Genomic DNA, 25301 nt, shown 5'->3' on the forward strand with positions numbered 1-25301 from the left:
CAGCACCGTCCACCAGGGCGCCGGAAGCCACCCCCGGTCCGGGTACCGACTCGTCCACATCCGCCCCAGGCACGACCCCCGAGGAACGGGCCCCCGCCGACCACCGCAGCACAGCACCGTCCACCAGGGCGCCGGAAGCCACCCCCGGTCCGGGTACCGACTCGTCCACATCCGCCCCAGGCACGACCCCCGAGGAACGGGCCCCCGCGGGCCGCCGAGGTGCGGCGCCGTCCGCCGGGGCGCCGGAGGACGTCTCCGGTCGGGGTACCGACTCGGCCGCGTCCTGCGCGGTGCCCCCGTCGTCCGCGGTGCCGTCGCCGCGCCGGGCGTTCACCGCGCGCCGCAAGGCGTCCCGTGCGGCGTCCCCGGGACGGTTCCCCGCACCGGCCGGATCGCCCGGAGCGGGCTTGCGGTGGTCCGCGGGGCCCTCGGGGGTCCGGGTCTGCTGTTCCCGGGCGGCGCGCAGGGCCCGGCGTGCCGCGTCGGCGGGGCGCTCGTCCATCAGGCCTCCCTCCGCAGCGAGACCAGGTCGGCCAGCTCGCGGTCGGTCAGCTCCGTGAGCGCCGACTCGCCCGCGCCGAGGATCGCGTCGGCCAGGGCGCGCTTGGCGGCGAGCATCTCGGCGATACGGTCCTCCACGGTGCCCTCGGTGATCAGGCGGTGCACCTGGACCGGCTGGGTCTGGCCGATGCGGTAGGCGCGGTCGGTGGCCTGCTCCTCGACCGCCGGGTTCCACCAGCGGTCGAAGTGGACGACGTGGCCCGCGCGCGTGAGGTTCAGGCCCGTGCCCGCCGCCTTCAGGGACAGTACGAGGACCGGGGTCGCGCCGCTCTGGAAGCGGTCCACCATCCGCTCGCGCTCCGGGACCGGCGTACCGCCGTGCAGCAGGTCGACCGGGACCGCGCGCGTGGTGAGGTGGGAGGTGATCAGGCGGGCCATGCCGACGTACTGGGTGAAGACCAGCGCCGAGCCGTCCTCGGCGAGCAGGGTGTCCAGCAGCTCGTCCAGGAGCGCCAGCTTCCCGGAGCGCGCCGCCGACCTGTCGCCGCCGCGGGCGTGCTCCTCCTTGAGGTAGAGCGCCGGGTGGTCGCAGATCTGCTTCAGCGAGGTCAGCAGTTTCAGGACCAGTCCGCGCCGGGCCATGCCCTCGGCGGTCTCGATGGCGAGCATCGACTCGCGCACCACGGCCTCGTACAGCGCGGCCTGTTCGCGGGTGAGGGGGACCGGGTGGTCCGTCTCGGTCTTGGGCGGCAGTTCGGGGACGATGCCGGGGTCGGACTTCCTGCGGCGCAGCAGGAAGGGGCGTACCAGGCGGCCCAGACGCCGCACGGCCTCGCCGTTGTCCTCGGCCCCGCCGGTCTCCACCGCGCGGGCGTGCCGGGCGCGGAAGGACTTCAGCGGGCCGAGGAGCCCGGGGGTGGTCCAGTCGAGCAGGGCCCACAGTTCGGAGAGGTTGTTCTCCACGGGCGTGCCGGTGAGGGCCACGCGCGCGGGGGACGGAATCGTCCGCAGCGCCTTCGCGGTCGCCGAGTACGGGTTCTTGACGTGCTGGGCCTCGTCGGCGACGACCATGCCCCAGGGCTGATCGGCCAGCAGGGGTGCCGTGGACCGCATCGTGCCGTACGTGGTGAGCACGAAGCCGCCGTCGAGGCCGTCCAGGGAGCGGTCCTGGCCGTGGAAGCGGCGGACGGGGACGCCGGGGGCGAACCGGGTGATCTCCCGCTGCCAGTTGCCCAGCAGGGAGGCCGGGCAGACCACCAGGGTGGGTTCGTCGCGCGCCCGCTTGAGGTGCAGCGCGATGACGGTGACCGTCTTGCCGAGGCCCATGTCGTCGGCGAGGCAGCCGCCGAGGCCGAGGGAGGTCATGAGGTCGAGCCAGCCCAGACCGCGCAGTTGGTAGTCGCGCAGGGTGGCGTCGAGGCCCGGCGGTGCTTCGGCGAGCGGTACGCCTGCCGTGAGCCGGTCCCGCAGGGTCGCCAGCGCGCCGACGGGCACCGCCTCGACCGTCTCGCCGTCGACCTCCGCGGTGCCGGTGAGGGCGACGGAGAGCGCGTCGACCGGGTCGAGCAGACCGAGTTCGCGCTTGCGGGCCTTGCGGACGAGGGCCGGGTCGACGAGCACCCAGCGGTCCCGCAGCCGCACCACCGGGCGGTGGGCCTCGGCGAGCGCGTCCATCTCGGCGTCGCTGAGCGGATCACCGCCGAGCGCCAACTGCCAGCGGAACCGCAGCAGTTCCTCGCCCTCGAAGAAGCCGGTGCCGTCCTTGGCCGAGCCCGGCGCGGGGCGCACCACCGCGGTCGCCGTGAGGTCCTGGGCCAGGTCGCGCGGCCAGTGCACGGCGACGCCTGCCGCGGCGAGCCGGGTCGCGGCCACGCCCAGCAGCTCGCTCACCTCGCCCTCGGAGAGGGCGAGGACGTCGGGCACCTCCTGCTCGGAGAGCCGGTCCAGCGGGGGCCAGACGCGGGCCGCGCGCCGTACGGCCAGGGCGGCGTCCACGCGTGCGCGTGGGCCGAACGCCGTGTCCGCCTCGCCCGCCCACAGGGCCGCCGCGTCGGCGACGAGGGTGGGGTCGGCGAGGCTGTGCACCTGGACGATCGCCGCGCCCGCGTTGCGGGCGGCCCGGTCGCCGTTGTCGCCGTCGCCGTCGAACAGGTTGTGCGCGGACAGGTCCAGGCGCAGTGAGACCCGTACGCCCGCGTCCATGCCGGCGGCGACCTCGGCCGCCCAGTCGTGGGCGTGCGGCAGGTGCTGCGGCTCGCGGGCGGCGAAGGGTTTCCCGGAGGTGTGGGGCGCGGCCGGGGTGCGGGGCAGGGTGTCGGCGACCGCGTCGAGGAAGGTGCGCAGCAGCGCCTCCGGTTCGGGCAGGCGGAGCGGGCCCGTACCCGGCAGTGGGACCGCGTGGCCCTCGTAGGGCAGGGCGGCGGCGATCGCGCGCAGGTGGGCGATGTCGTCCGGGTCGAGGGGGCCCGCGCGCCAGGCGTCGTGCCCGGTGGCGGTCAGGCCGGGCAGCAGCCGTCCGCGGGCGACGAGCCGCAGCGCGTGCAGTGCGGCGGCGCCCCAGCATGCCGTGGCGGGATGGGCCGCCGGGTCGTGCCGTGCCCGTACGAGGTGGGGCAGCGCGTCCTCGATCGGCAGCGACAGCGCGGACGCGCTCCTGCGCCGGGCCCCCGCCCCGTGCCGCCGCACGACGGTGAGCTCCGTGGGCACCGGCCCACCGCCGTCCGGACGCGGCGCGGGCGTGCTCGCCGCCTCCTGTCCGGCGCCCTGCGGGCGGGGGTCGGCCGCTCGGCCGTTGCCGTCGGCGGGGTCGCTCGCCGCCCGTACGTCGCCGCTCGGGTCCCAGAAGGCGATGCGGCTGTCGCGTGGAAGGGAGGCGGGGAGGAAGACGGCGGCGAGGCGAGGGGACACGGACACCGTGTGCGTCGCGCTGTCCGTCGCTCCGACGGCCATGTCGCTCATACGTTCTGTCACCTCCCGCTCCTCGTCCGGCCCAGTCGTCTTCGACTGTACGGGCGAGGTCTGACAATCGGCTCCGGCGGCCTGGATCGGGCCACGGCCGGCATCAGGGGACGGTGCGGGAGACGACGTAGACCATCGGCAGGACCGGGTTGGACAGGTTCACGACCACGTCCTGCGTGGGGGCGGGGTTCTTCTGGCTGTGGGTGAGGCCCCACCAGGGGCCGGGGCTGGTGAAGGTCCAGCCGGTGGTCTTCTTGTCCCGGGCGCCGACGGTGACGGCGCCCTCCTTCAGGTCGCTGCGGTTGACTCCCATGGCCTCCAGGAAGGAGGTGAGGCCCGGTTCGGTGGTCCGGAACTGGACGTAGAGACGGCTGGTCTTCCAGTTGTTCGTCTCGTAGTAGGAGACCTTGTCGGCCGGGTGCGGGATCGGCACCTGGTAGAGGCGGCGCTGGACCTTGGACGGATAGCCGGGCGCGAGGCCCTTCACCGCGTACCGGGCCTCCTTGTCCTTTCCGCTGTCGCGGCTCTGGTTGGCGGAGATCACCAGGTAACCGGCCGGGACGCCGATGAGCAGCCCGATGATCAGCAGGGTGAGGGTCCTGCGGCGGTTGCGGTGCCGGCGGTCCTCGACACGCGGCGGCCGCCCGTCCGGGGGCGCCGCCTGGCGTGGCAACGACATCGTCACAGCGCCTCCTGGGCCTCGCGCCGCGCCTGCGCGTACCGCTCGTAGCGCTCGTACCGCTCGACCCGGCGCCGCTTGGCGCGCCGGAAGCGGCGGGCGACCAGCCGGGCGAGGTCGGCGGCGCCGACCATGCCGGCCTCGGGACCGAGCTGGGCGCGGGTGATACGGGCCTCGGGGCGGTAGCCGCGGCCGGTGAGGTGCCGTTTGAACGCGTCCCGCGCGGGGCCGATCAGGAGGTCGTCGGCCGCGGAGACCCCGCCGCCGATGACGAAGCAGGACGGGTCGAGGGCGGCGGCCAGGTTGGCGATGCCGACGCCGAGCCACTGGCCGATGTCCTCGAGCAGTTCGACGCACATGGCGTCGCCCTCGCGGGCCAGCTCGGTGATCAACGGACCGGTGATGTCGGCGATGTTCCCTTTGACGTGCTCGATGATCCCGTAGGCGACCGGGGAGTCGGCCGCGGCCAGCTCACGCGCCTCGCGCACCAGGGCGTTGCCCGAGCTGTACTGCTCCCAGCAGCCGCGGTTGCCGCACGGGCAGCGGTGGCCGCCGGGCACGACCTGCATGTGCCCGAACTCGCCCGCGACACCGAATTTTCCCCGCTTCACCTGGCCGTCCTCCAGGATCGCGCCGCCGATCCCGGTACCCAGCGTGATCATGACGAGGTGGTCCTCGTCGCGGCCCGCGCCGAAGCGCCACTCGGCCCAGGCGGCGGCGTTGGCGTCGTTGTCGACCAGGACCGGCACGGACAGGCGTTCGGAGAGGCGGTCGCGCAGGGGTTCGTTGCGCCAGGACAGGTGGGGGGCGAACAGCACGCGGTTGCGGTCGGCGTCGACCCAGCCGGCCGCGCCGATGCCGACCGCGTGCACGTCGTGCCGGTCGGACAGGTCCAGGACCAGTTCGACGATGGTGTCCTCGACGACCCGCGGGCTCTTGGACTTGTCCGGGGTCTCCGTGCGGAGCCGCTCCAGGATGTTGCCGTCGGCGTCGACGACGCCCGCCATCACCTTGGTGCCGCCGATGTCGATGCCCACCGTGGGAACGCGGGGTGCGGTCAGGTGGGAGCGCCGCTCCCGGGTACCGACCGTGCGCAGTACGGGGGCGCGGCGGGAGCCGATGGGGGCGGTGAGGTCGCGGTAGGTGCTCATCGGGCCCGATTCTGCCGCACGATGGGTAAGGGTTCCGTACGGGGCACCGAGGGACCGGTGCCCGGTTGTACGGGATGCGGACGTGCCGGGGTCGTCGCGCCCGCACCGCGGAGCGGCATGATGCCACAACCCCGCGGGCCCTCAGATCCCTTGCAGCTCATGGCGCAGATCGTCCAGGTCGCTGCCGCCCGCCATCTGCCGGGTCAGCTCGTCCAGGGTGATCTCGTCCCGAGTGTGATGGCCGACCATGGTGCCCCGCCTCAGCAGGACGAATCGGTCACCTACAAGGTACGCGTGATGCGGGTTGTGGGTGATCAGCACAACACCCAGCCCCTGGTCGCGGGCCGCCGCCACATACCTCAGCACCACGCCCGACTGCTTCACACCGAGCGCCGCGGTCGGCTCGTCCAGGACGAGCACCTTCGCGCCGAAATACACCGCGCGCGCGATGGCGACGCACTGGCGCTCGCCGCCCGACAGGGTGCCGATGGGCTGGTCGACGTCGCGCAGGTCGATTCCCATCCGCAGCAGTTCGGCCCGCGCCGTCCTGCGCATGAGGTCGACGTCCAGGCGCTTGAAGGGGCCGGCCCCCTTGCGGGGCTCGGAGCCGAGGAAGAAGTTCCGCCAGACCGGCATGAGGCCCACGACCGCCAGGTCCTGGTACACCGTGGCGATACCCCGGTCCAGGGCGTCGCGCGGTGAGGTGAGCCGGGTCTCGTCGCCGTCGACGCGCAGGACACCGCCGTCGTGCTGGTGCAGTCCCGCGATGATCTTGATCAGGGTCGACTTGCCGGCGCCGTTGTCGCCCAGGACGCAGGTGATCTCCCCGGCGTGGACCTCCAGGCCCACGTCCTCCAGGGCGCGGACACCGCCGTAGTGCTTGCTGACGCCGGACAGCTCCACGAGTGCCGTGCGTGCTTCGTTCTGCGTCACTTGGTGGCCTCCGCCCGCCTGCGGACCCAGGTGTTGAGCAGGGTCGCGAGGAGCAGCATCGCTCCGAGGAAGAACTTGAACCAGTCGGGGTTCCACTCGGCGAAGACGATGCCCTTGCTGGTCATGCCGAACAGGAGGGCTCCGACCGCCGAGCCGATGGCGCTGCCGTAGCCGCCGGTGATCAGGCAGCCGCCGATGACGGCGGCGATGATGTAGATCAGCTCGTTGCCGACGCCCTCGCCGGACTGCACCGCGTCGAAGGAGAAGAGCAGGTGCTGCCCGCAGATCCAGGCGCCGAGACCCACGCCCATGTAGAGGCCGGTCTTGGTTCCGGTGACCGGTACGCCGACCGCGCGGGCCGCGTCCTTGTTGCCGCCGACCGCGAAGATCCAGTTGCCGGTGCGGGTGCGCAGCAGGATCCAGGAGGCGAGGGCGACCAGGCCGAGCCACCACAGGATGGTGACCTTGACGTCGACGCCGCCGATGGTGAGCGTCGAGGCGAACACCGCGTGGGCGCTGGAGAAGCCCTCCATGTCGCCGATCGTCTTGGTGGAGACGGTGCCGTCGATCAGCTTGGTGAAGCCGAGGTTCATCCCGGTCAGCATCAGGAAGGTGCCCAGGGTGACGATGAAGCTGGGCAGCCCGGTACGGGTCAGCATGAAGCCGTTGAAGGCGCCGATCGCCAGGGTGACCAGGAGCGATACGCCGACTCCCACCCAGACGTTCGCGGTCATCTGGTAGCTGAACATCGAGGAGACCAGCGCGGAGGACGTCACCATCACGCCCGCCGACAGGTCGAACTCGCCGCCGATCATCAGCAGCGCGACCGGAACCGCCATGATGCCGATGGCCGAGGACGCGTACAGGACGGTGCTGAGGCTGGAGGCGCGCAGGAAGCCGTCCGCGGCGCAGGCGAAGAAGACGAAGACGGCGATCGCGCCGACGACCGAGCCGAGCTCGGGACGGGTGAGCAGCCTGCGCAGCGCCGAGCTCTGCGGAAACGTTTCGGCAGTGGAGGTCTCGGTATCGGCGGCAGTGCGGTTCGTGGTCGTCCCGCTCATCGGGTGCCCCGCTTCGTGTACTCCTCCAGCGTGGCCGCCTGGTCCTTGGTGACGATCTGCGGGCCGGTGAGCACCGGCCGGCCGCCGCCGAGGACGTCGCCGTTGTACTTGTAGAGCCAGAGCAGGTCGACGGCCTGGTAGCCCTGGAGGTAGGGCTGCTGGTCGACGGCGAAGCCGAGCGTGCCGTCCTTGAGCTCGGCGGCGACCTTGGCGTTCAGGTCGAAGGTGTCGACCTCGGCCCTGCTGCCGGCGTCGGCCTTCGCCTTGACGGCGGTGTCCGCGTACGGGGCGCCGAGCGTGACGACCGCGTCGACGGACGTGTCCGCCTGGAGCCTGGCGCCGATCGCGGCCTGCGTGTCCGGCATGTTGGTGCCGTTGACGTAGAGGTTCTCGACCGTGCCGGAGAAGGTCTTCGCCACCCCGGCGCAGCGCTGCTCGTGCCCGACGTTGCCCTGCTCGTGCAGGACGCAGAGCACCTTCTTCCTTCCGCGCTCGGTCAGCTCCTGCCCGACGGCCTCACCGGCGACGGTCTCGTCCTGGCCGACGTGCGTGAGGGCGCCGTACGCCTTGGACTGCGCGGATCCGGAGTTGACCGTGATCACCGGGATGCCGGCCCGCTCGGCGCGGGCCACGGCGGCCTTGAGCGCGTCGGGCTTGGCGAGGGTGACGATGATGCCGTCGACCTTCTTGTCCACCGCCGCGTCCACGAGCTGGGCCTGCTGCTGGGCCTCGGCGTCGTGCGAGTACAGGAAGTTGATGTTGTCCTTGACCGCGGCCTGCTTGGCGCCGCTCTGCACGATGTCCCAGAACGTGTCGCCGTCCCCGGAGTGCGTGATCATCGCGAAGGTCCAGCGGGGGGTGTCCACCGCGGCCCTGCCCTGGGCCGCCGCGACCTTGCGGGCGTCCTCCGCCCGCTTGCCGCCGGTGCTGCTGCACCCCGCCAGCGACAGGGACAGCGCCCCCGTCAACGCGATGACTACCCAGGTTGGAAACCGTGCCACGAGGCCGTGCCCTTCTTGCTGTGCCCGAACGTACGCAAGGGGCCGATGACGATTCCACCAGCCCCGAACGTTCCATTATCAGACACCGGAACCTCTGGTTCCGCGGCCGGGCAGTGGTGACCGGTCATATTGTCCGGACATGAGGAGGGCGCCTGGAGCACACCGGGCGGGCGCAGGGCGCGGTCAGGGGCGTACGAGGAGCTGGAACTCGAAGGAGTAGCGGGAGGGCCGGTAGGTGTGCGTGCCGTACTCCACCGCGCGGCCGGTGTCGTCGAAGGTGGTGCGCTGCATGGTGAGCAGCGGGGCTCCCTCGGCCTCGGTGAGCCGCTCGGCCTCCGCGGAGGAGGCGGCGCGGGCGCCGATGCACTGGCGGGCGCTGTGCAGGGTGATCCCGGCGGCGCGCATCAGCCGGTACAGGCCGGTGGCCTCCAGCTGACCGGTGTCCAGGTCGAGCAGTCCGGGCGGCAGGTAGTTGGTCAGGTACGCCATCGGCTCACCATGGGCCAGGCGCAGCCGTTCGACGCGGTGGACCTCCTCGCCCTCGGCCACCCCGAGGGCGGCGGCGACCTCGGCGGAGGCCGGGACCACCGTGTTGACCAGGACCTTCGTCGCCGGGCGCTGACCGGCCGCCTCCAGGTCGTCGTAGAGGCTGCTCAGCTCCAGCGGGCGCTTGACCCGGCTGTGCACGACCTGCGTGCCGACACCGCGGCGGCGTACCAGGAGGCCCTTGTCGACCAGCGACTGGATGGCCTGGCGGACGGTGGGCCGGGACAGGCCGAGCCGGGCGGCGAGCTCGATCTCGTTGCCCAGCAGGCTGCCGGGGGTGAGGCTGCCGTGTTCGATCGCGGCCTCGAGCTGCTGGGACAACTGGAAGTACAGCGGTACCGGGGAACTCCGGTCCACATGGAGTTCGAGTGGGACGGTGGGGTCCACTTCTGGTTTCGGCACGGCCCGAGCGTAGCTCCGCGGCCGGTTGACGGGAAGTCGTGAAGTTCGATTGTCCGGACATGCGGATTGACAGGGTCCGGGGTCCGCCCCCACTTTGTTTCCATGCGCATCGGGGTCATCGGTACGGGCCGCATAGGCACCATCCACGCGAACACACTCAGCCGCCACCGTGAGGTCGGCTCCTTGATCCTCACGGACGCCGATCCGGCGCGGGCACAGGCGCTCGCCCTCCGGCTGGGTGAGACGGCCGCACCGGGGGTGGACGAGATCTTCACCTGGGGCGTGGACGCGGTCGTGATCACCACGGCGACCTCGGCCCACGCCGAACTGATCGGCCGGGCGGCGCGGGCGGGGCTCCCGGTGTTCTGCGAGAAACCGATCGCCCTGGACCTGCCGGGCACGTTACAGGCGCTCGCCGAGGTCGAAGCCGCCGGCACGGTGCTCCAGATGGGCTTCCAGCGCCGCTTCGACACGGGCTACGCCGGCGCGCGCGACGCGGTGCGCTCGGGACGCCTCGGCCGTCTGCACACGGTCCGCGCTCTCACCTCCGACCAGGCACCGCCGCCGCCCCAGTGGCTTCCGCTCTCCGGCGGGCTTTTCAGGGACACACTGATCCACGACTTCGACATGCTGCGCTGGGTGACGGGCCGCGAGGTCCTCAGCGTGTACGCGGCCGGATCCGACGCCGGCCCCGCGATGTTCCGCGAGGCGGGCGACGTCGACACGGGCGCGGCGCTGCTCACCCTCGACGACGGCACACTCGCCACCACCACCGCGACCCGCCTCAACGGCGCGGGCTACGACGTCCGCATGGAACTGGCCGGGGAGCGGGACCAGATCGTGGTCGGCCTCGACGACCGCACGCCGATCGCGTCCACCGAGCCGACCGGCCCACCGGCCGCGGACAAGCCCTGGCCCGACTTCCTGGAACGCTTCGGCCCCGCCTACGAAGCCGAACTGGCCGCGTTCGTGCAGGTGCTGCACGGTGAGCGCCCCAACCCGTGCGACGGCCACGAGGCCCTCCAGGCCCTGCGCATCGCCGAGGCCTGCGAGGTCTCCCGCCGTGAACACCGCCCGGTGAGCCTGGCGGAGATCCCGGGCGGCGACCGTGCGGTCTACCGGTGACGGACCCCCATCCACGGTGACCCGCCGTCCGGGCACCTGAACTCCCGGACACCCGGACGGCTTTCGCACCGGCCGCGGCAGGCGCCGCGGAGGACGGTGGCCGGCGGCGGCGCCCGCACAGCGGCTCACCAGCCGCACCGGTTGATCGGCCCGTCGGCCGCACCAGCCCACCAACCCACCGGCCGCCGCGGATCACCGACCCACCGGGCCCCGGCTCACCAACCCACCACCGGGACTCGCCCGCCCGCAGGCTCCGCAAGCGACGCGCGGCCGTCCGGTGGGAGAATCGGTGGTCATGCGTGCCGCCTATGTCGAACAGCTGGGGCCACCCGGCGTCATCCGCTTCGGCGAGTTGCCCGCGCCCGTGCCGGGGACGGGTGAGGTGCTGGTGGACGTGCTGGCCACCACGGTCAACCCGGTGGACACCTTCGTCCGCTCGGGGCTGTTCCGCACACCGCTGCCGTTCCCGTTCGTGGTCGGGCGCGACCTGGTGGGCACGGTGGCGTCCGCGGGCTCCGGTTTCGCCGTCGGCGAGACGGTGTGGTGCAACAGCCTGGGCCACGACGGCCGGCAGGGAGCGGCCGCCGAACAGGCCGTGGTGCCCGCCGACCGCCTCTACCGGCTGCCGGCGGGCGTGCGCCCGGAGGAGGCCGTGGCCGTGTTCCATCCCGCCGCGACCGCCTATCTGGCGCTCTTCACACACGGCGGGCTGCGCCCCGGCGAGACGGTCCTGGTCGGTGGCGCGGCCGGCAACGTGGGCGGCGCGCTGGTGGAGTTCGCGCACCGGGCGTACGCGCGGGTCGTCGCCACGGCCGCACCGCGCGACCACGAGCACGTCCGGTCCCTGGGCGCGGCGCAGGTCGTGGACTACCACGCCCCCGATCTCGCGGCGCGGCTGACGCGGCTCGCTCCGTCCGGCGTCGGCGTCCACGTCGACACCTCGGGACGCAACGACCTGCGGACCGCGGTCGACGTCCTCGCCCACCGCGGCCGCATCGTCGTCCTGTCCGGTGCCCGCGACGAGCCGGCCCTTCCGGTCGGTCCGCTCTACATGAAGGACGGCTCCCTGCGCGGGTTCGCCATCTCCAACGCCACGGCCGCGGAACTGGCCGAAGCGGCGGCCGCCGTCAACGACCTCCTGGCCTCGGGCGGGCTGCGGCCCCGTTCGGTGGAGTACCACCCCCTCAGCGCCGCGGCGCAGATCCACCAGCGCATGGAGCGGGGCGAGCTCCACGGCCGGCGCGTGGTGCTACGCCCCTGACCCGGACCCGTCCGGCACCTCCCCGTCACCCGCTCCCCGTTCCACGGGGGCGGTCGTCCGGGCAGCCCACCGCCGACGGGCGCACATCACCGAGACGGGGTGGCCGACCACGACGGCCAGCCCCAGCCCGACGAAGTAGACGCCGCTCAGGACGGCCCGCGGCGCCGGCCACAGCGCCACCGCCACGGTCAGCATGACGGTCCCGGCGGCGCAGCACAGCGCCCCGGCGCCCACGATCACCCAGCGGAACCGGGCGCCCTTCCACCCGGCCTCGGTCTTCGACCGGATCCTGGCGCCGTTCACGGTCCGCAGCTCACGGGCAGGCCGGCCCCTGCGGCGCACCTCCCGGTGGTGATCCACGGCCTCGGCCTCGGCACCCGTGAGGGGACCCCGGCGCGCCCGTCCACCCATCGCCCACCCTTTCCCCACCTGGCGTCCACGAAATTAAACCGCCTATGACAGAATCCGCCGACACCTCACGGCGCGACAGGAGTGTGATGGACGGTCGCATACCCGGAGGGCCGCAGGTCTCGGCGGCCCGTGTCCGGCTGTTCACCGCGGCCATGTCCGCCGTCGCCTGGCTGCCTCTGCTGGCCCCCACTCTCCTGGTCGCGGCCGTGGGGGTGGCCTGGGGGGTCTGGCAGATGGCCGCGCTTCCGGTGCTGTGGTTGCTTCCGGCCCTGCGCGAGGTCGTCATCCCCGACGTCCTGCCGGGCCGGGCGGTACGGCCGGACGATCAGCCGGAACTGGCGGCGTTGGTACGGGACTTGGCCGAGCGGACCGGCTTCGGTGCTCCGCTGCTGGTGCGGATCCTCCCGGAGCCGGCGGTGCTCACGTGCCGTGTGAGGGCGGCGGGCGGACACGGCTACGCGCTGCTGCTCGGGCTGCCGCTGGTCCGGGCGCTCCCGGCCGCGCAGCTTGCCGCGGTGATCGCGCACGAGCTGGCCCACCAGCGCCACTTCGACGACCGTCGCACACGTGCCCTGCTGGCGGCACGCGGTGCGCTCTCCGAGCGGCTGGAGGGGCCCCTGCGACCGCTGGCCCCGTTGGCCGCTCCCCTGCTGCGCGCGACCCAACCATGGTCCTGGCAGACGGAGTTGGCGGCCGACGCGGAGGCCGCACGGGTCGTGGGCGGTACGGCGGTGCGCGAGGCCGTGGAACGGGTCGCCGTGATCGAGGCGGCTTTCGACGGAATCGCGCAGGGCTGGGTGGAGGACCTGGTCGAGGACGGCACGTATCCGGTGGACCTCTACGAGGCGTTCGACCTCGCCCTCCAGGATCCGACGGTGCTGCACCGGGCCGTGCGCGAGGACGCCGAGGACCGCGCCCTGGACGTCTACGCCGGGGCCGCCCGGCCGCCGTCGGCCGTGCGGATGGCCGCGCTGCCGCACACCGGCACCTATGCGACGTACGGCTCGGCTCCGCTCGGGCTGCGGGACGCCGAGGCGGTCGCCGAGTGGTGCGTCCAGCGTCTGGCCTGCGCGGACGGACCCGGTGCCACCCTCCAGGAGGGCGGCGGTGTACGGGGCAGCGCCCTCCGGCCCGGGGACCTGAAACCGGTACGCCTCCTCGAACTCGACCCCGACAGGCTTCGCCTCCCCGCCGACGGCGGCCCCGGCGCGGCGGCGCTGCCGGCGGCGACCGGGCAGCCCTCCCCCACCGGGGCACTGCACGTCGCACTGGACGCCCTCGCCGACGCCGACTGGTACCGCCTGGCCCGCCGGATCGACCCTCAACTGCGGTGGCTGCCGGCCGCCGCGCGCAGGGCGGTCGGCGGCCAGGTACTGGCCGATGCCATGGGAGCGGCCCTGGCGCCGTTGCTGCTGGAGGCCGGCTGGTCCTACGCCGGCCGCTGGATGAGCACCGTGCTCAGGGCGCCGGACGGCACGGTCGTCGACCTGTACGAGGTGCTGGTCACGGCCGTGGACGGCGGTGACCCGGCGCCCGTCCACGCCCTGCTGGAGAAGACCGGGACCGAGAAGGCGGAGAGAGCATGAGACGCCCCGGCCCCGCCCTGCGCGTCGCCCTGCTGGGCGTGACGGCCACCCTGACCGGCTTCGCGCTGCTCGCCGGCTGGCTGGGTTTCCACGCGTACGCCTACGACCAGGCCCGCGAGCGGGCCACGGCCCGCACCACCGGCGTGATCGTCGAGGACGGCCTCGGGGAGGGCGAGGACATCCGGGTGCGCTGGAAGGACCGCACGGGCCGTGAACACGTGCAGCGCTTCGGCGTCTACGACACCGACCGCTACACCAAGAGCCGTCACTTCCCCGTCGTCTACGACCCGGACGCGACGGACCCGCGGGGCTTCCCCGGCGACCCTGAGGAGACCTCCGACGAGGACGACCTGCTCGTCCCCATCCTGCTCGCCGGGGTCACGGCCGCCGCGCTGTGCTCGGTGTGGGCCTGGCGTGGCGTGCGGTTCCGGTGGGCGGCGCGGCGACCGGGCCGTCCGATGACGGCGACGGCGCACTACGGTGTCCGGCCCGTCTCCGCGCAGGCGCTGTCGGAGACCCTGTGGCTCGCACTCGCCGAGACGGGCGTGCGTGACCGGCCGGTCGCCTGGCAGCGGATCATGTGGCATCCCGCCCTCGACGAGCTGCACGGCCCGGTCGAGGTGAGCGCCCGTCACCGGGCGGGCTCGCGCGGCGCCGTGGTGGCCCAACTGCCGGACGGCACCCGCCTGGTGCCTTTGGGGCGCCGGCGGCACCGTGCGCCGCGCCGCGTGTTCCTCGACGAGTACACGGCGGTCCGTGTGACCCTGGAGGACTCCTTCATCCCGGTCGACGCCGCGACCCTCTCCGCGAGGCCCTGGTGGTGGCCGGGTGCCCGGGCGGCCGCCGTGGGACTCGTCGTGGGCGCCCTGGCGGGGGCGCTCCTCATCGGCGGAACCGCGGTGGCGGCCGTGGGCATGGCGCTGTGCGGGGCCACCCTCCTCATCGCGCTGTGGGCGCTGAGCGCTCCGCGGCCCTGACCCGGGCCGCCTCGAAGCGGCACCCGCTGCCCGGCGCCGTCCGAGGCCGGGGCCGGGCAGCGGCTCACCCCGCGGCCGGTGTGCGTGGAGGGTCCGCGAGGCGAGGGACGTGCGATGGACGCGTCTGTCAGCAGCCGAAGTTGACGAGCTTGAACGTGACGTAGTGGTCCGCGGTGTAGTAGTCCTCCCGGGTCTTCTGGCCGGTGACTATGCGTCGGGCCCCACGGTCGGGGGAGCCCGGGGTGACGACCGTGTACTCGTGGTAGTACCCGGTCGACTGCTTGGGCAGGACGCCCTCGCGGTTCTGGAAGACGGAGCCGTCCTGGGAGTACGGGTAGGGACCGCCCTTGTCGATCAGACGGAGTGTGTCGTACGCCTGGGAGGGCAGCGCGCTGTAGCAGATGCTGCCGACCGCGGTCGCGGCGGCGTCGGCCGGGGCGGCGGCGACGGTGCCACCGACCAGGAGGGCGGACAGGAGGGCGCCGGCGGCGCCGATGCGGGTGGTGCGTGGGGGGAATCTCATGCGCTCATCATGACGCGCGTAGACACTGGCATGTCAATGACAAGTCCGAGGAATTTACCGTCAAGTTCGATGAATTCGCAGGGAGTTAATCCAGGTAGGAACCGTACCGGGGGCGGTAGGTGCGGCGGCCGAGGAGGAAGGCGCCGGCGCGGTCGAAGACCTCGGCCATGAACCGGCCGAAGCCCTCGTCACCGGTTCGGACCCGGTCCGTGCGGCCGGCCGCCCCGCGGGTACGGACGGGTCTCAGCCGCCCAGTTCCTGGTGGCGGGCCGCCAGTGCGGCCGCGCCCTGCTCGGTCAGCGCGCCGAACAGGCGGAGCCGGGAGATGCCTCCGTCCGGGAAGATGTCCACGCGCGCGTGCGTACCGACGGCCGCCGCGGGCAGCACGAAGCGGTGGTTGGTGTCGGGCTGGAGACGGGTGCGCGGCAGGATCTCCGTCCACTCGCCGTCCTCCCCGTCCTTGACGGAGACCGACGCCCAGCCGGCACTGTTGCCCTTGAGGTAGGCGGTGTCGACCTCCAGGGCGCGGATCTCGGTGTGCCCGGCGAGGCGGTAACTGATCCAGTCGTTGCCCTGGTCGCGGCGGCGGCGGGTCTCCCAGCCGTCGTCCATCTTGCGGGAACGGCCCGGCTGGATGGTGTTGGTGGCCGGCGAGTAGAAGAGGTTGGAGGCGTCCACGACACTGCCGCCGTTCTCCAGCGCCACCACGTCGAAGGTGCCGAGCGCGGCCAGCCACGCGGGGTCGGGCACGACCTCGCCGTACACCCGCAGGCGCGCGATGCCGCCGTCGGGATGCTGCTTGAGACGCAGGTGCGTGAAGCGCTGCTCGGCGTTCACCTCGAAGCCGTTGGCCGCGTGGCCGCCGACCGCGGTGCGCGGGACGAGGGTCGTCCACTTGACGTCGTCGGCGAGGAGTTCCTCGGGTGTGGGGGCGCCGTCGACCGAGGTGCCCTCGACGGAGACCGCCTGCGGGTAGTTGCCGCGGAAGTGGGCGGTGTCCACGACGATGCCGCGGACGACGCCGGGCGCGCCGAGCCGGATCAGCGCCCAGTCGTGGTCGTCCTCGGTCGGCCAGGGGTGCTCGGCCGAGACGCCGCGCCGGCGACGGGTCTCCCAGCCGTCCATGACCTTGCCCTTGTGCCCGAAGTCCTCGGGGTCGAACTCGGCCCGCTCGGGCACCAGCAGGTTCTCGCGCTGGGCGAAGAACTCGTCGTTGGCGGCGATGACACCCGCGCCGAGCCGGCGGTCGGCCAGGTTGGCGTGCCGGGTGAAGGGGAAGTCGGCCGTGCGGAAGTCGGCGTACGGGTCGCCGCCGCCGTAGGGGTTCGCGTCGCCGGTGAAGCTCAGGGTCGCCGTCACGGTGATCAGTTCGTCCTTTCCAGGAGTCGGCCGGTGGGTTCGGTGAAGTGGTCGTCGAGCGCGGGGGCGTAGATGCGCTCGCCGCGCAGCCAGGTGGATTTCACGACACCGCGCAGGGTCTTGCCCGCGTACGCGGTGATGCGGTTGCGGTGCTGGAGCGCGGCGGGGTCGACGGTGAAGGTCTCGTCGGTGGCCAGGACCGCGAAGTCGGCGTCCCGGCCGGGCGCGATGGCGCCCTTGCGGTCCAGACCGGCGAGGTTCGCGGTGCGTTCGGACATCCACCGGACCACGTCCTCGATGCCGTGGCCGCGCCGGGCCGCCTCGGTCCAGATGGCCGACAGGCTCAGCTGGAGCGAGGATATGCCGCCCCAGGCGGTGGCGAAGTCGGACGTCTTGAGGTCCACGGTGGACGGCGAGTGGTCGGTGACGACGCAGTCGATGGTGCCGTCGGCGAGTGCGGCCCACAGCAGGTCCTGGTTGGCGGCCTCGCGGATCGGCGGGCAGCACTTGAACTCGCTGGCCCCGTCGGGCACTTCCTCGGCGGTGAGGGTGAGGTAGTGCGGGCAGGTCTCGACGCTGAGGGGGACGCCCTCGCGCTTGGCGGCGGCGATCAGCGGCAGCGCGCCGGAGGAGGACAGGTGCAGGATGTGGACCCGCGCGCCGAGCCGGCGGGCCAGGGCGATGAGCCCGTCGATGGCGCTGTCCTCGGAGACCTGAGGGCGGGTCTGCAGGAAGTCGGTGTACTTCGGGCCGCTCAGCTGGGGGGCGAGCCCGAGTTCGTGCGGGTCCTCCGCGTGCACGATGAGCAGTCCGCCGAAGCCCGCGATCTCCGCCATGGAGGCGGTCAGCTGGTCGTGGTTCAGCTCCGGGAACTCGTCGACCCCGGACGGGGACAGGAAGCACTTGAAGCCGAAGACGCCCGCGTCGTGCAGGGGCCGCAGGTCCTTGACGTTGTCCGGGAGCGCGCCGCCCCAGAACCCGACGTCGATGTGGGCCTTGCTGCGGGCCACCTCCTGCTTGACGCGCAGGTTGTCGACGGTGGTCGTCGGCGGCAGCGAGTTGAGGGGCATGTCGACGAGAGTGGTGATGCCTCCGGCTGCCGCCGCCCGGGTGGCCGTCCAGAAGCCCTCCCAGTCGCTGCGCCCGGGGTCGTTCACATGGACATGGGTGTCGACCAGGCCGGGCAGCAGAGCGTCGTCACCGACGTCTTCCAGCCACGCTCCCGCAGGGACCTCGGCGTCGTGCGGCAGTACGGCCACGATCCGGCCGTCGGCGACGGTGACGGACGCGGGGCGCACGCCCTCGGGGGTGACGACGCGTGTGGAGCGCAGTACGAGCTGTACGTCGGGCAACGGACGCCCCTCCTCTGGTGCTGTTCCTCTATTCACTGTCGCTCACCCGCGAAGCAAGCAATATTCCGGAGAGCGGAAATGAGTTTCCTGTAGACGGAGTCTTCATGGCCAAACCTCATGAGTCAAGACCTTCTTGGCGGAGCGGGCCTCGTCGCGGCGGCCTGCGCGGGTGTCTCGCGACCTGCGTCAACGCGTGCGCGGGGGCCAGTTGACCATCCTCTTGGGCCGCGGCGGCGCGTATGTGCGCACCTTGGAGGTGGACAGGCCGAGCCGGACGAGGGATTCGGCGATCGTCACGGCGGCGGTCACGCCGTCGACGACCGGGACCCCGGTGCGTTCGGCGACGCGCTCGGTGAGTCCGGACATGCCCCCGCAGCCGAGGCAGATCACCTCCGCCCGGTCCTCCTCCACCGCGCGGGCGGCCTGTTCGGCGATCGCGGCGACAGCGGCCTTCTCGTCCCGTTCCAGATCCAGCACGGCGAGCCCGCTGGCGCGCACGGAGGCGCACCGGGCGCTCAGCCCGGCGATGTGGAGGCGCTCCTCGATCAGCGGGACCGTGCGGTCCAGGCTGGTGACGACGGAGTAGGAGCGGCCGAGGAACTGGGCGGTGCTCGCGGCGGCCTCGGTGATGTCGACGACGGGTACGTCGAGCAGTTCCTGAAGGCCCTCGCGGCCGTGCTCGCCGTATCCGGCCTGGATCACGGCGTCGAAGGGCTCGGGGTGGGCGCGGACGGCCTCCATCACGGCGATGGCGGCGAGGTAGCTCTCGTAGTTGCCCTCCACGGACTCCGCTCCGAAGGACGGGGTCAGCGGGACGATCTCGGTGCCGGGGGACGCCGCAGCCGCCGCCTGCTCACCGATCGAGTCGGTGATGGACTGCGTGGTGTTGACGTTCACGACGAGGATGCGCATGGTTCGCTTTCCGGGTGGTTCTGCTGGACGGCTCGTTCGGGGCTGATCCGCGGCTGGTTCGCGACTGATCCGCGGCTGGTTCGCGGCTTATTCGGCGGCGACCGCGATGGCCTCGCCGTCCACGTCCCGGATCAGGACGTTGCGGTCGGCGATGACCGAGTAGAAGACGGCCCCGAGGATGGCGCCGACGAACCAGGAGAAGCCGGCCACGGCATGGAAGAGGGGCACCAGGGCGAGGACGACGGCGATGGCCGCGGACGGCACGAAGGCCCACACGGCCCGCGGGTTGTAGCCGCGGCGGTAGTGGTACTCGCCCTGCGCGTCCTCGGTGTAGAGGTCGGGCACGTTGACCCGGGCCCTGCGCAGCAGCCAGTAGTCCGCCATGATCACGCCGAAGAGGGGCCCGAGCAGGGCGCCGAGTCCGCCGAGGAAGTACTCCACCGCGATCGGGTTGTTGTAGAGGTTCCACGGCGTGATCACCAGGCCGGCGATCGCGCTCACCAGGCCGGCGCGGCGGAAGTTCAGCCGCTGCGGGAACAGGTTGACCAGCGCGTAGATCGGCGCCACGAAGTTGGCCAGCAGGTTCACCGCGACGGTCAGGGCGATGAGGGCGAGCGAGGCCGCGGCCAGCAGGATCATGTTCGGGATGGTGCGGACGATATCCGTAGGGCTGGTGATGATCTGCCCGTCGAGCTTGAACTGCGCGCCGCTGAGCACCGCCACGATGACGGCGAAGAAGAGCATGTTCACCGGGATGCCGATCACGTTGCCTCGGACGATCGAGGCGCGGCTCCTGGCCGACCGGGTGAAGTCGCAGAAGTTCAGTACGAAGGTGCCGTAGATCACCACCCACAGGGCGGCGCCCTGGAAGATGTGCAGCCACATCGCGCCGCCGGTGAGCGCGGCGCCGTCGGACAGGGAGATCGATCCACCGGCCCGGAAGAACATCCAGGCGGCCAGGGCGGACATGGTGATCAGCGTGGTGGGCGCGGCGAAGGCCATGTAGCGCCGGATCATCTGCATGCCGTAGCTCACGATGAGCACCTGGAGCACCCAGAGGGCCATGAAGGTGAGCCAGCCGAGCAGGGTCTGGCCGAGCACGGAATGCGCCTGGAGTCGGCTCAGGCCGGGGAACAGGGCCACCAGCAGCGCGCTCAGGACGGCGGAGGCGAGGTAGGTCTGGATGCCGAACCAGGCGATGGCGACGGCGCCGCGGACGCCGGCCGGTATCTTCGCGCCCTTGATGCCGAAGGCGATGCGGCTCATGACGGGGAACGGCACGCCCGTCTTGTGTCCCATGAAGCCGGACAGCGTGAGCAGCAGGAAGAGCAGGACGGAGGCGAGCGCGAAGGCGGCCAGGATGCCCCACACGTTCAGGCCGAGCGCGAACAGACCGATCGCGAAGGCGTAGTTTCCGAGGCTGTGCACATCGTTGGCCCAGAGCGTGAAGACGTTGTAGGCGCCCCAGCGGCGCCCTTCTTTCTTCGTGGGGGCGAGATCGTACGTGTACAGGCCGGAACTGGCTGTGTTGCCTGTGTTGCCGGCATCCACGGACGATCGGTCATCCACAGCAGGAGGCATAGGGGGCTCCCGGGAGGGAAAGTGGGGGAACGTTCGGTGTTTTCCACAGAACGGAAGTAAACTTCCGGTGGCCAGAACGTAGTTTTCGCCGAGAGCACCGTCAAGGGCCCGACCGCAATGCAGACGAGCATATGGACAAATCCTTGCTGATCGGTAGGAACGTCTCGTGACGGCCCTCGGTAGGCATCCGACCAGGCCGGTAGCATGCGGCCACACCCGCAGAAAGGAATGCGACGTGCCGCCGTCAGACGAGCGCAAGTCCTCCGCCTCCGCCGGCCCCGCCGCCACCGGTGGGGTCCAGTCCCTCGAGCGTGCCTTCGACCTGCTCGAGCGGATGGCGGACGCCGGGGGCGAGGTGGGTCTGAGCGAGCTCTCCGCCGCGAGCGGTCTGCCGCTGCCCACCATCCACCGGCTGATGCGGACCCTGGTCGCCTGCGGCTATGTGCGGCAGCAGCCGAACCGGCGGTACTCGCTCGGTCCCCGCCTCATCCGCCTCGGCGAGTCCGCCTCGCGGCTGCTCGGCACATGGGCGCGGCCGTACCTGGCACGGCTGGTGGAGGAGACCGGCGAGACCGCGAACATGGCACTGCTGGACGGGGACGAGATCGTCTACGTGGCGCAGGTGCCGTCCAAGCACTCCATGCGGATGTTCACCGAGGTGGGCCGCAGGGTGCTGCCGCACTCCACGGGCGTCGGCAAGGCCCTGCTCGCGCACACGTCCGACAACGAGGTGCGCGCGCTGCTGGCCCGTACCGGCATGCCGGCCGCCACGGACAAGACGATAACCACCCCGGACGGCTTCCTGGCGGCCCTGAAGGACGTCCGCCGGCTCGGCTACGCGGTCGACGACAACGAGCAGGAGATCGGGGTCCGCTGCCTCGCGGTCACCGTCCCCGACAGCCCCACCGCCGCGGCGATCTCCATCTCCGGCCCGGCGGGCCGGGTCACGGACACGGCGACGGAACGGATCGTCCCGGTCCTCCAGCAGGTGGCGCGAGACCTGTCCAAGGCCCTCGCCAGCTCGGGCCCGGCGGCCTGATTCCCGGCCCGCCGGCTTCCGGTCGGCGGATCCCGCCCGCCGACGGTCGTGGCCGCCCGCGGGCCGGGACGCGCACGCGGTGACGGACCGCCGGCCGGGCGGCCCGAGGGGCTGGGCCCCGGCCGGCCGGCTCCTGCCCCCGGCCGGGGCCGACACTCACCTCCCCGGCCAACCGGCCCCACCCCGACCACCCCGGTTCCCGCCCCACCGGCCGGCCGCCGCTCTCAGGCCCTTCCTCGTCAGCCCGGCCGGTGTCCCGCATCACCGAGGCGTTCGGTGACTGGAGGGGCCAGCCGTCCGTCTCTCATCTCCCGCACCGCGTCGGCCGCGTCCAGGTGGGTGCGGTCGTGGGTGACGAGGACGGTCGCCGTGCCGCGGGCACGGGTGAGGCTGGTCAGCAGGTCGAGGACGGCCGCGCCGCGTTCGTGGTCGAGGGCGCTGGTGGGCTCGTCGACCAGGAGGACGGAGGGGTCGTTCATCAGCGCACGGGCGATGTTGACGCGCTGGCGCTGACCGCCGGAGAGCTGGTGCGGGCGCCGGTGTGCCCGGTCGGCGAGGCCCACGGCGGCCAGGAGTTCGCGGACCCGGCCCGCCGCCGCCCGGCGGCCGTCCAGGCGGGCCATCACCTCGAGCTGCTCCGCCGCCGTCAGCGACGGCAGCAGGTTGGGCTGCTGGAACACGATCCCGATGCTGCGGCGGCGCAGTACCGCCCGCTCCGCGGCGCTCAGCTCCCCGGTCGGCGTACCGTCCACGCATACGCGTCCGCTGTCCGGCGTGATCAGCGTGGCGGCGACCGCGAGCAGGCTGGACTTGCCCGAGCCGGACGGCCCGGCCACCGCCGTGACCGTGCCCGCGGGCACCTCCAGGCGTACCCGGTCCAGGGCGGTGAGCCTGCCGTCGCCGTCGGGGTAGGTCAGGGTGATGTCGTCGAGGAGCAGGCTCATCGCACGCCTCCCAGCGCGGTCAGCGGGTCGACGGCGGTGATCCGCCGGACGGAGAGGCCGGCGCCCAGCACGCCCAGGACGGCCATCACCGCGGCGGGCAGCAGGACGGTCGGCAGGTCGAGCACGAAGGGAATCGCGCCGCCCCGTACCAGGGCACCGGTCAGGGCCGCGAGCCCGGTGCCGAGCAGCGTCCCGGCGGCGAGCAGCACCGCGGCCTGTCCCAGCGCGTCGCGCAGCAGGTGGCTGGTGGAGGCCCCGAGTGCCTTGAGGACGGCGATGTCGGGGGACCGCTGGATCGTCCACACCGTGAAGAACGCCCCGACGACCAGCGCGGAGATGGCGAACAGGAAGCCGCGCATCAGTTGCAGCGAGCCGTTCTCGGCCTGGTAGGAGCCGATCGCGGTCAGTGCGTCGTCCTTGGCGAGGGTCTTCGTGCCGGCGGTCCGGTCCCCGGCCGGGACGTCGGCGCCCCGCGTGCGCAGCGCGATCACGGTCGCCCGGCCGCCGTCCCACGCCGTCCACACCACGGGCGTGTGGCTGTAGGAGGCACCGCCCGTCACGGCCGCCACGGTCCAGGTGGCGGAGCCGAGACGGACCCGGTCCCCGGCGGCGACGCCGAGTGCGGACGCCGCCTTGGCGGAGAGCACGGCCCGCCCGGGCGCCACGCCGTCCGGTGCGATGCCGGCCGCCGGGCGTACGGCGAACACGGACACTGCCGCCGTACGGCTCCCCGCGGCCGCGTCGAGCGTGCGGATCGCGACCGGCTCCGCGTACGGGACGCGCTCCGCCCACTGCCGGACGGCCTCCGGCGGCAGCGAGGAACCGGTGAACGACACCGGCCGGCCGCCGGGTGGCGCGGCGAAGGCGAGGTGGTCGGCGGGCAGGCCCTTCACCGCCGAGACGTTCTCCTCGGCGAGCCCGGCGGTGAGCCCGGACAGCAGCCCCACGAGCAGGGTGATCAGTGTGACCACGGCTCCCATCAGGGCGAACCGCCCCTTGGCGAACCGCAGGTCTCTCCATGCGACGAACATGTCCTCCACCCTGCGCGGCGCCGCCCCCGCCGGGCATCGCGCCGGGGTACGGCTGCCGCGGATCGAAGGAGGCACCCGTCTTTCGAACTTTCGGTTGACCGGCGCCCCGCCCGGCCCGTCTACCCTGGACCCGTCATGGATGTCCGCACCCACTCCCCCGTCGTCGTCACCCTGCGCCTGTGCCTGTACGCGCTGTTCGCAGGCCTGCTGGCGCTCGCCGCGGCCCGCGCGCACGGCCCGGCCACCGTGGTAGCGGCGCTGGGAACGGGCGCGGTGTTCGCCTGGGGGGTGCTGAGCCCGGCCACCCACCGCTCCCAGCGCGCGGCCGCGGTGTGGCTGGCGGCGCTCTGCGCGGCCTGGCTGGTGCTGCTCGCGCTCTCCCCCGACGCCCTGTGGGCGGCCTTCCCGCTGTACTTCCTCCAGCTGCACCTGCTGCCGGTGCGCTGGAGCCTGCCCGCGGTCGGGGCGACCGCGGGCGCGGCCATCGCCGGTTTCATCGGGCACGGGGAGCGGCTCACCGCCGGCGCCTTCATCGGCCCGCTGCTCGGCGCGGCGGTGGCCGCCGCCACGGTCCTCGGCTACGAGGCCCTGTACCGGGAGAGCGAGCGGCGCCGTGAGCTGATCGAGGAGCTGGTGGCCACCCGCGCCGAGCTGGCCGACGCCGAGCGCACCGCCGGCACGCTCGCGGAGCGGGAGCGGCTGGCCCGGGAGATCCACGACACGCTCGCCCAGGGCCTGTCCAGCATCCAGCTGCTGCTGCGTGCCGCCCAGCGTGCGCTGCCCGACGGCTCCCCGGCCGCCGCGCACATCGAGCAAGCCCGCGCGACCGCGCAGGACAACCTCGCCGAGGCCCGCCGCTTCGTGCACGCGCTCACCCCGCCCGACCTGGAACGCGGCTCGCTGGCCGGAGCCCTGGAACGGCTGTGCTCGGGCGTTGCCGCCCCGCCCAAGGTCCGCTTCACGGTGAGCGGCACTCCGGCCGAGCTGCCCACCCCCTACGAGGTGGCGCTGCTCAGGATCGCCCAGTCGGCGCTCGGCAACACCCTGCGGCACTCCCGCGCCCACCGCGCGGAGATCACCCTGAGCTTCATGGACACGGCGGTGGCGTTGGACGTCGTCGACGACGGCGCCGGTTTCGACCCCGACGCCGGGCACACCGCCGCACGGCCCCGCCGGGCGGCGGACGGCGGTTTCGGGCTGCCCGCGATGCGCTCGCGGGCCGAGGCGCTGGGCGGGACGTTCGCCGTGGAGTCGGCGCCCGGCCAGGGCACCGCGGTGGCGGTCACGCTGCCGTACCCGGTCTCCGGGGGCGGCGCATGACGATCCGGCTGCTGCTGGCGGACGACCATCCCGTGGTCCGTGCGGGCCTGAAGGCGGTGCTGTCCGCCGAGCCCGACTTCGAGATCGCCGGGGAGGCGCCGACGGCGGAGCGTGCCGTGGAGCTGGCCGCGGCGGGCGGTGTGGACGTGGTGCTGATGGACCTGCAGTTCGGCACGGGCGGCGCGCACGGTGCGGAGGCGACGGCGGCGATCACCTCCCGACCCGGCGCCCCGCGCGTCCTGGTGCTGACCACGTACGACACCGACGCAGACATCCTCGCCGCGGTGGAGGCCGGTGCGGCGGGCTACCTCCTGAAGGACGCGCCGCCGCAGGAGCTGGCCGCCGCGGTGCGCACCGCGGCCTCCGGCCGCTCCGCCCTCGCGCCCGCGGTCGCCCACCGTCTGATGGACCGCATGCGCACGCCCGCGGCCGCGCTCAGCCGCCGCGAGCTGGAGGTGCTGGAACTGGTCCGCGACGGCCTGTCCAACCTTCAGATCAGCAAGCGCCTGTTCCTGAGCCAGGCCACGGTGAAGTCCCATCTGGTGCACATCTACGCCAAGTTGGGCGTCGAGTCGCGTACCGCGGCGGTGGCGGCGGCGACCGGGCAGGGCCTCATCCGGCGTCTGAGACCCTGACGGGCACGGACAC

General features: G+C 72.9%; 22 protein-coding genes and 1 pseudogene. 7 read left to right on the forward strand and 16 right to left on the reverse strand.

Annotated features, from left to right (window positions below; genetic code table 11):
* The 8 genes and pseudogenes from ACFY3J_RS26280 to ACFY3J_RS26315 form a co-directional block, all read right to left on the reverse strand.
* Nucleotides 1–502: pseudogene (locus ACFY3J_RS26280) on the reverse strand (hypothetical protein); the annotation flags it as partial.
* Nucleotides 502–3459, reverse strand: a complete 2958-nt coding sequence (locus tag ACFY3J_RS26285) for a DEAD/DEAH box helicase (RefSeq protein ID WP_390841877.1) — start codon at nt 3457–3459, stop codon at nt 502–504. The pseudogene ACFY3J_RS26280 and the gene ACFY3J_RS26285, both read right to left, overlap by 1 nt.
* Before the next feature lie 103 nt (nt 3460–3562).
* The gene (locus ACFY3J_RS26290; protein ID WP_384185351.1) at nt 3563–4144 is read right to left on the reverse strand and encodes a sugar kinase; all 582 of its coding nucleotides are present in this window, start codon (nt 4142–4144) and stop codon (nt 3563–3565) included.
* Nucleotides 4141–5289, reverse strand: a complete 1149-nt coding sequence (locus ACFY3J_RS26295; protein ID WP_390841858.1) for an ROK family glucokinase — start codon at nt 5287–5289, stop codon at nt 4141–4143. Before ACFY3J_RS26295 ends, ACFY3J_RS26290 begins: the two co-directional genes overlap by 4 nt.
* A 141-nt stretch (nt 5290–5430) precedes the next feature.
* On the reverse strand, nt 5431–6222 hold the full coding sequence (locus ACFY3J_RS26300; protein WP_390841859.1) for an ATP-binding cassette domain-containing protein: 792 nt from the start codon (nt 6220–6222) through the stop codon (nt 5431–5433).
* The gene (locus ACFY3J_RS26305) at nt 6219–7283 is read right to left on the reverse strand and encodes an ABC transporter permease (RefSeq protein WP_384185343.1); all 1065 of its coding nucleotides are present in this window, start codon (nt 7281–7283) and stop codon (nt 6219–6221) included. The genes ACFY3J_RS26300 and ACFY3J_RS26305 overlap by 4 nt, the downstream gene beginning before the upstream one ends.
* A complete protein-coding gene (locus ACFY3J_RS26310; RefSeq protein WP_390841860.1) occupies nt 7280–8284 on the reverse strand; it encodes a sugar ABC transporter substrate-binding protein in 1005 nt (334 codons plus the stop codon). The genes ACFY3J_RS26305 and ACFY3J_RS26310 overlap by 4 nt, the downstream gene beginning before the upstream one ends.
* A gap of 183 nt (nt 8285–8467) precedes the next feature.
* A complete protein-coding gene (locus ACFY3J_RS26315) occupies nt 8468–9217 on the reverse strand; it encodes a GntR family transcriptional regulator (protein ID WP_390841878.1) in 750 nt (249 codons plus the stop codon).
* Between the two features lie 117 nt (nt 9218–9334).
* Between ACFY3J_RS26315 and ACFY3J_RS26320 the strand changes: the two genes are divergently transcribed.
* Nucleotides 9335–10357 carry a Gfo/Idh/MocA family oxidoreductase gene (locus ACFY3J_RS26320; protein WP_384185338.1) on the forward strand — a complete coding sequence of 341 codons (1023 nt, stop codon included), beginning with the start codon at nt 9335–9337 and terminating at the stop codon, nt 10355–10357.
* Between the two features lie 295 nt (nt 10358–10652).
* Nucleotides 10653–11618: an NADPH:quinone reductase gene (locus ACFY3J_RS26325; protein ID WP_390841861.1), complete on the forward strand. Its 966-nt coding sequence runs from the start codon at nt 10653–10655 to the stop codon at nt 11616–11618.
* On the opposite strand, the gene ACFY3J_RS26330 is transcribed toward ACFY3J_RS26325, so the two are convergent.
* Nucleotides 11607–11921, reverse strand: a complete 315-nt coding sequence (locus ACFY3J_RS26330) for a hypothetical protein (RefSeq protein ID WP_384185333.1) — start codon at nt 11919–11921, stop codon at nt 11607–11609. The two genes, ACFY3J_RS26325 and ACFY3J_RS26330, sit on opposite strands and share 12 nt — an antisense overlap.
* A gap of 194 nt (nt 11922–12115) precedes the next feature.
* On the opposite strand from ACFY3J_RS26330, the gene ACFY3J_RS26335 reads away from it, so the two are divergent.
* Together ACFY3J_RS26335 and ACFY3J_RS26340 are read left to right on the forward strand one after the other, a co-directional pair.
* Nucleotides 12116–13615: a M48 family metallopeptidase gene (locus tag ACFY3J_RS26335; protein ID WP_390841862.1), complete on the forward strand. Its 1500-nt coding sequence runs from the start codon at nt 12116–12118 to the stop codon at nt 13613–13615.
* Nucleotides 13612–14592 (forward strand): hypothetical protein, encoded by a 981-nt coding sequence (locus ACFY3J_RS26340; protein ID WP_384185327.1) that lies wholly within the window; start codon nt 13612–13614, stop codon nt 14590–14592. Before ACFY3J_RS26335 ends, ACFY3J_RS26340 begins: the two co-directional genes overlap by 4 nt.
* A 127-nt stretch (nt 14593–14719) precedes the next feature.
* Here the strand turns inward: ACFY3J_RS26340 and ACFY3J_RS26345 are convergent, their stop codons facing one another.
* The 5 genes from ACFY3J_RS26345 to ACFY3J_RS26365 form a co-directional block, all read right to left on the reverse strand.
* A complete protein-coding gene (locus tag ACFY3J_RS26345) occupies nt 14720–15115 on the reverse strand; it encodes a ribonuclease domain-containing protein (protein ID WP_384185325.1) in 396 nt (131 codons plus the stop codon).
* A gap of 243 nt (nt 15116–15358) precedes the next feature.
* Nucleotides 15359–16474, reverse strand: coding sequence for an allantoicase (gene alc, locus ACFY3J_RS26350; protein WP_384185322.1), 1116 nt, complete (start codon nt 16472–16474; stop codon nt 15359–15361).
* 5 nt (nt 16475–16479) lie between these two features.
* Nucleotides 16480–17826 carry an allantoinase AllB gene (allB, locus tag ACFY3J_RS26355; protein ID WP_384185320.1) on the reverse strand — a complete coding sequence of 449 codons (1347 nt, stop codon included), beginning with the start codon at nt 17824–17826 and terminating at the stop codon, nt 16480–16482.
* Nucleotides 17827–18012: 186 nt separating this feature from the next.
* A complete protein-coding gene (locus ACFY3J_RS26360) occupies nt 18013–18738 on the reverse strand; it encodes an aspartate/glutamate racemase family protein (protein WP_384185317.1) in 726 nt (241 codons plus the stop codon).
* A gap of 87 nt (nt 18739–18825) precedes the next feature.
* Entirely contained in the window at nt 18826–20319 is a 1494-nt protein-coding gene (locus ACFY3J_RS26365) for an NCS1 family nucleobase:cation symporter-1 (RefSeq protein ID WP_384185315.1), read from the reverse strand.
* A gap of 235 nt (nt 20320–20554) precedes the next feature.
* Between ACFY3J_RS26365 and ACFY3J_RS26370 the strand changes: the two genes are divergently transcribed.
* A complete protein-coding gene (locus ACFY3J_RS26370; RefSeq protein ID WP_384185312.1) occupies nt 20555–21358 on the forward strand; it encodes an IclR family transcriptional regulator in 804 nt (267 codons plus the stop codon).
* 239 nt (nt 21359–21597) lie between these two features.
* On the opposite strand, the gene ACFY3J_RS26375 is transcribed toward ACFY3J_RS26370, so the two are convergent.
* Entirely contained in the window at nt 21598–22302 is a 705-nt protein-coding gene (locus ACFY3J_RS26375; RefSeq protein ID WP_384185309.1) for an ABC transporter ATP-binding protein, read from the reverse strand.
* A complete protein-coding gene (locus ACFY3J_RS26380; RefSeq protein ID WP_384185306.1) occupies nt 22299–23333 on the reverse strand; it encodes an ABC transporter permease in 1035 nt (344 codons plus the stop codon). The genes ACFY3J_RS26375 and ACFY3J_RS26380 overlap by 4 nt, the downstream gene beginning before the upstream one ends.
* A 135-nt stretch (nt 23334–23468) precedes the next feature.
* On the opposite strand from ACFY3J_RS26380, the gene ACFY3J_RS26385 reads away from it, so the two are divergent.
* Nucleotides 23469–24653 (forward strand): sensor histidine kinase, encoded by a 1185-nt coding sequence (locus ACFY3J_RS26385; protein ID WP_384185303.1) that lies wholly within the window; start codon nt 23469–23471, stop codon nt 24651–24653.
* Nucleotides 24650–25288: a response regulator gene (locus ACFY3J_RS26390; RefSeq protein WP_384185300.1), complete on the forward strand. Its 639-nt coding sequence runs from the start codon at nt 24650–24652 to the stop codon at nt 25286–25288. The genes ACFY3J_RS26385 and ACFY3J_RS26390 overlap by 4 nt, the downstream gene beginning before the upstream one ends.
* The last annotated feature ends 13 nt before the right edge of the window (nt 25289–25301 follow it).

It is taken from the genome of Streptomyces sp. NPDC001231 (genome assembly GCF_042896885.1).
Lineage (GTDB): Bacteria > Actinomycetota > Actinomycetes > Streptomycetales > Streptomycetaceae > Streptomyces.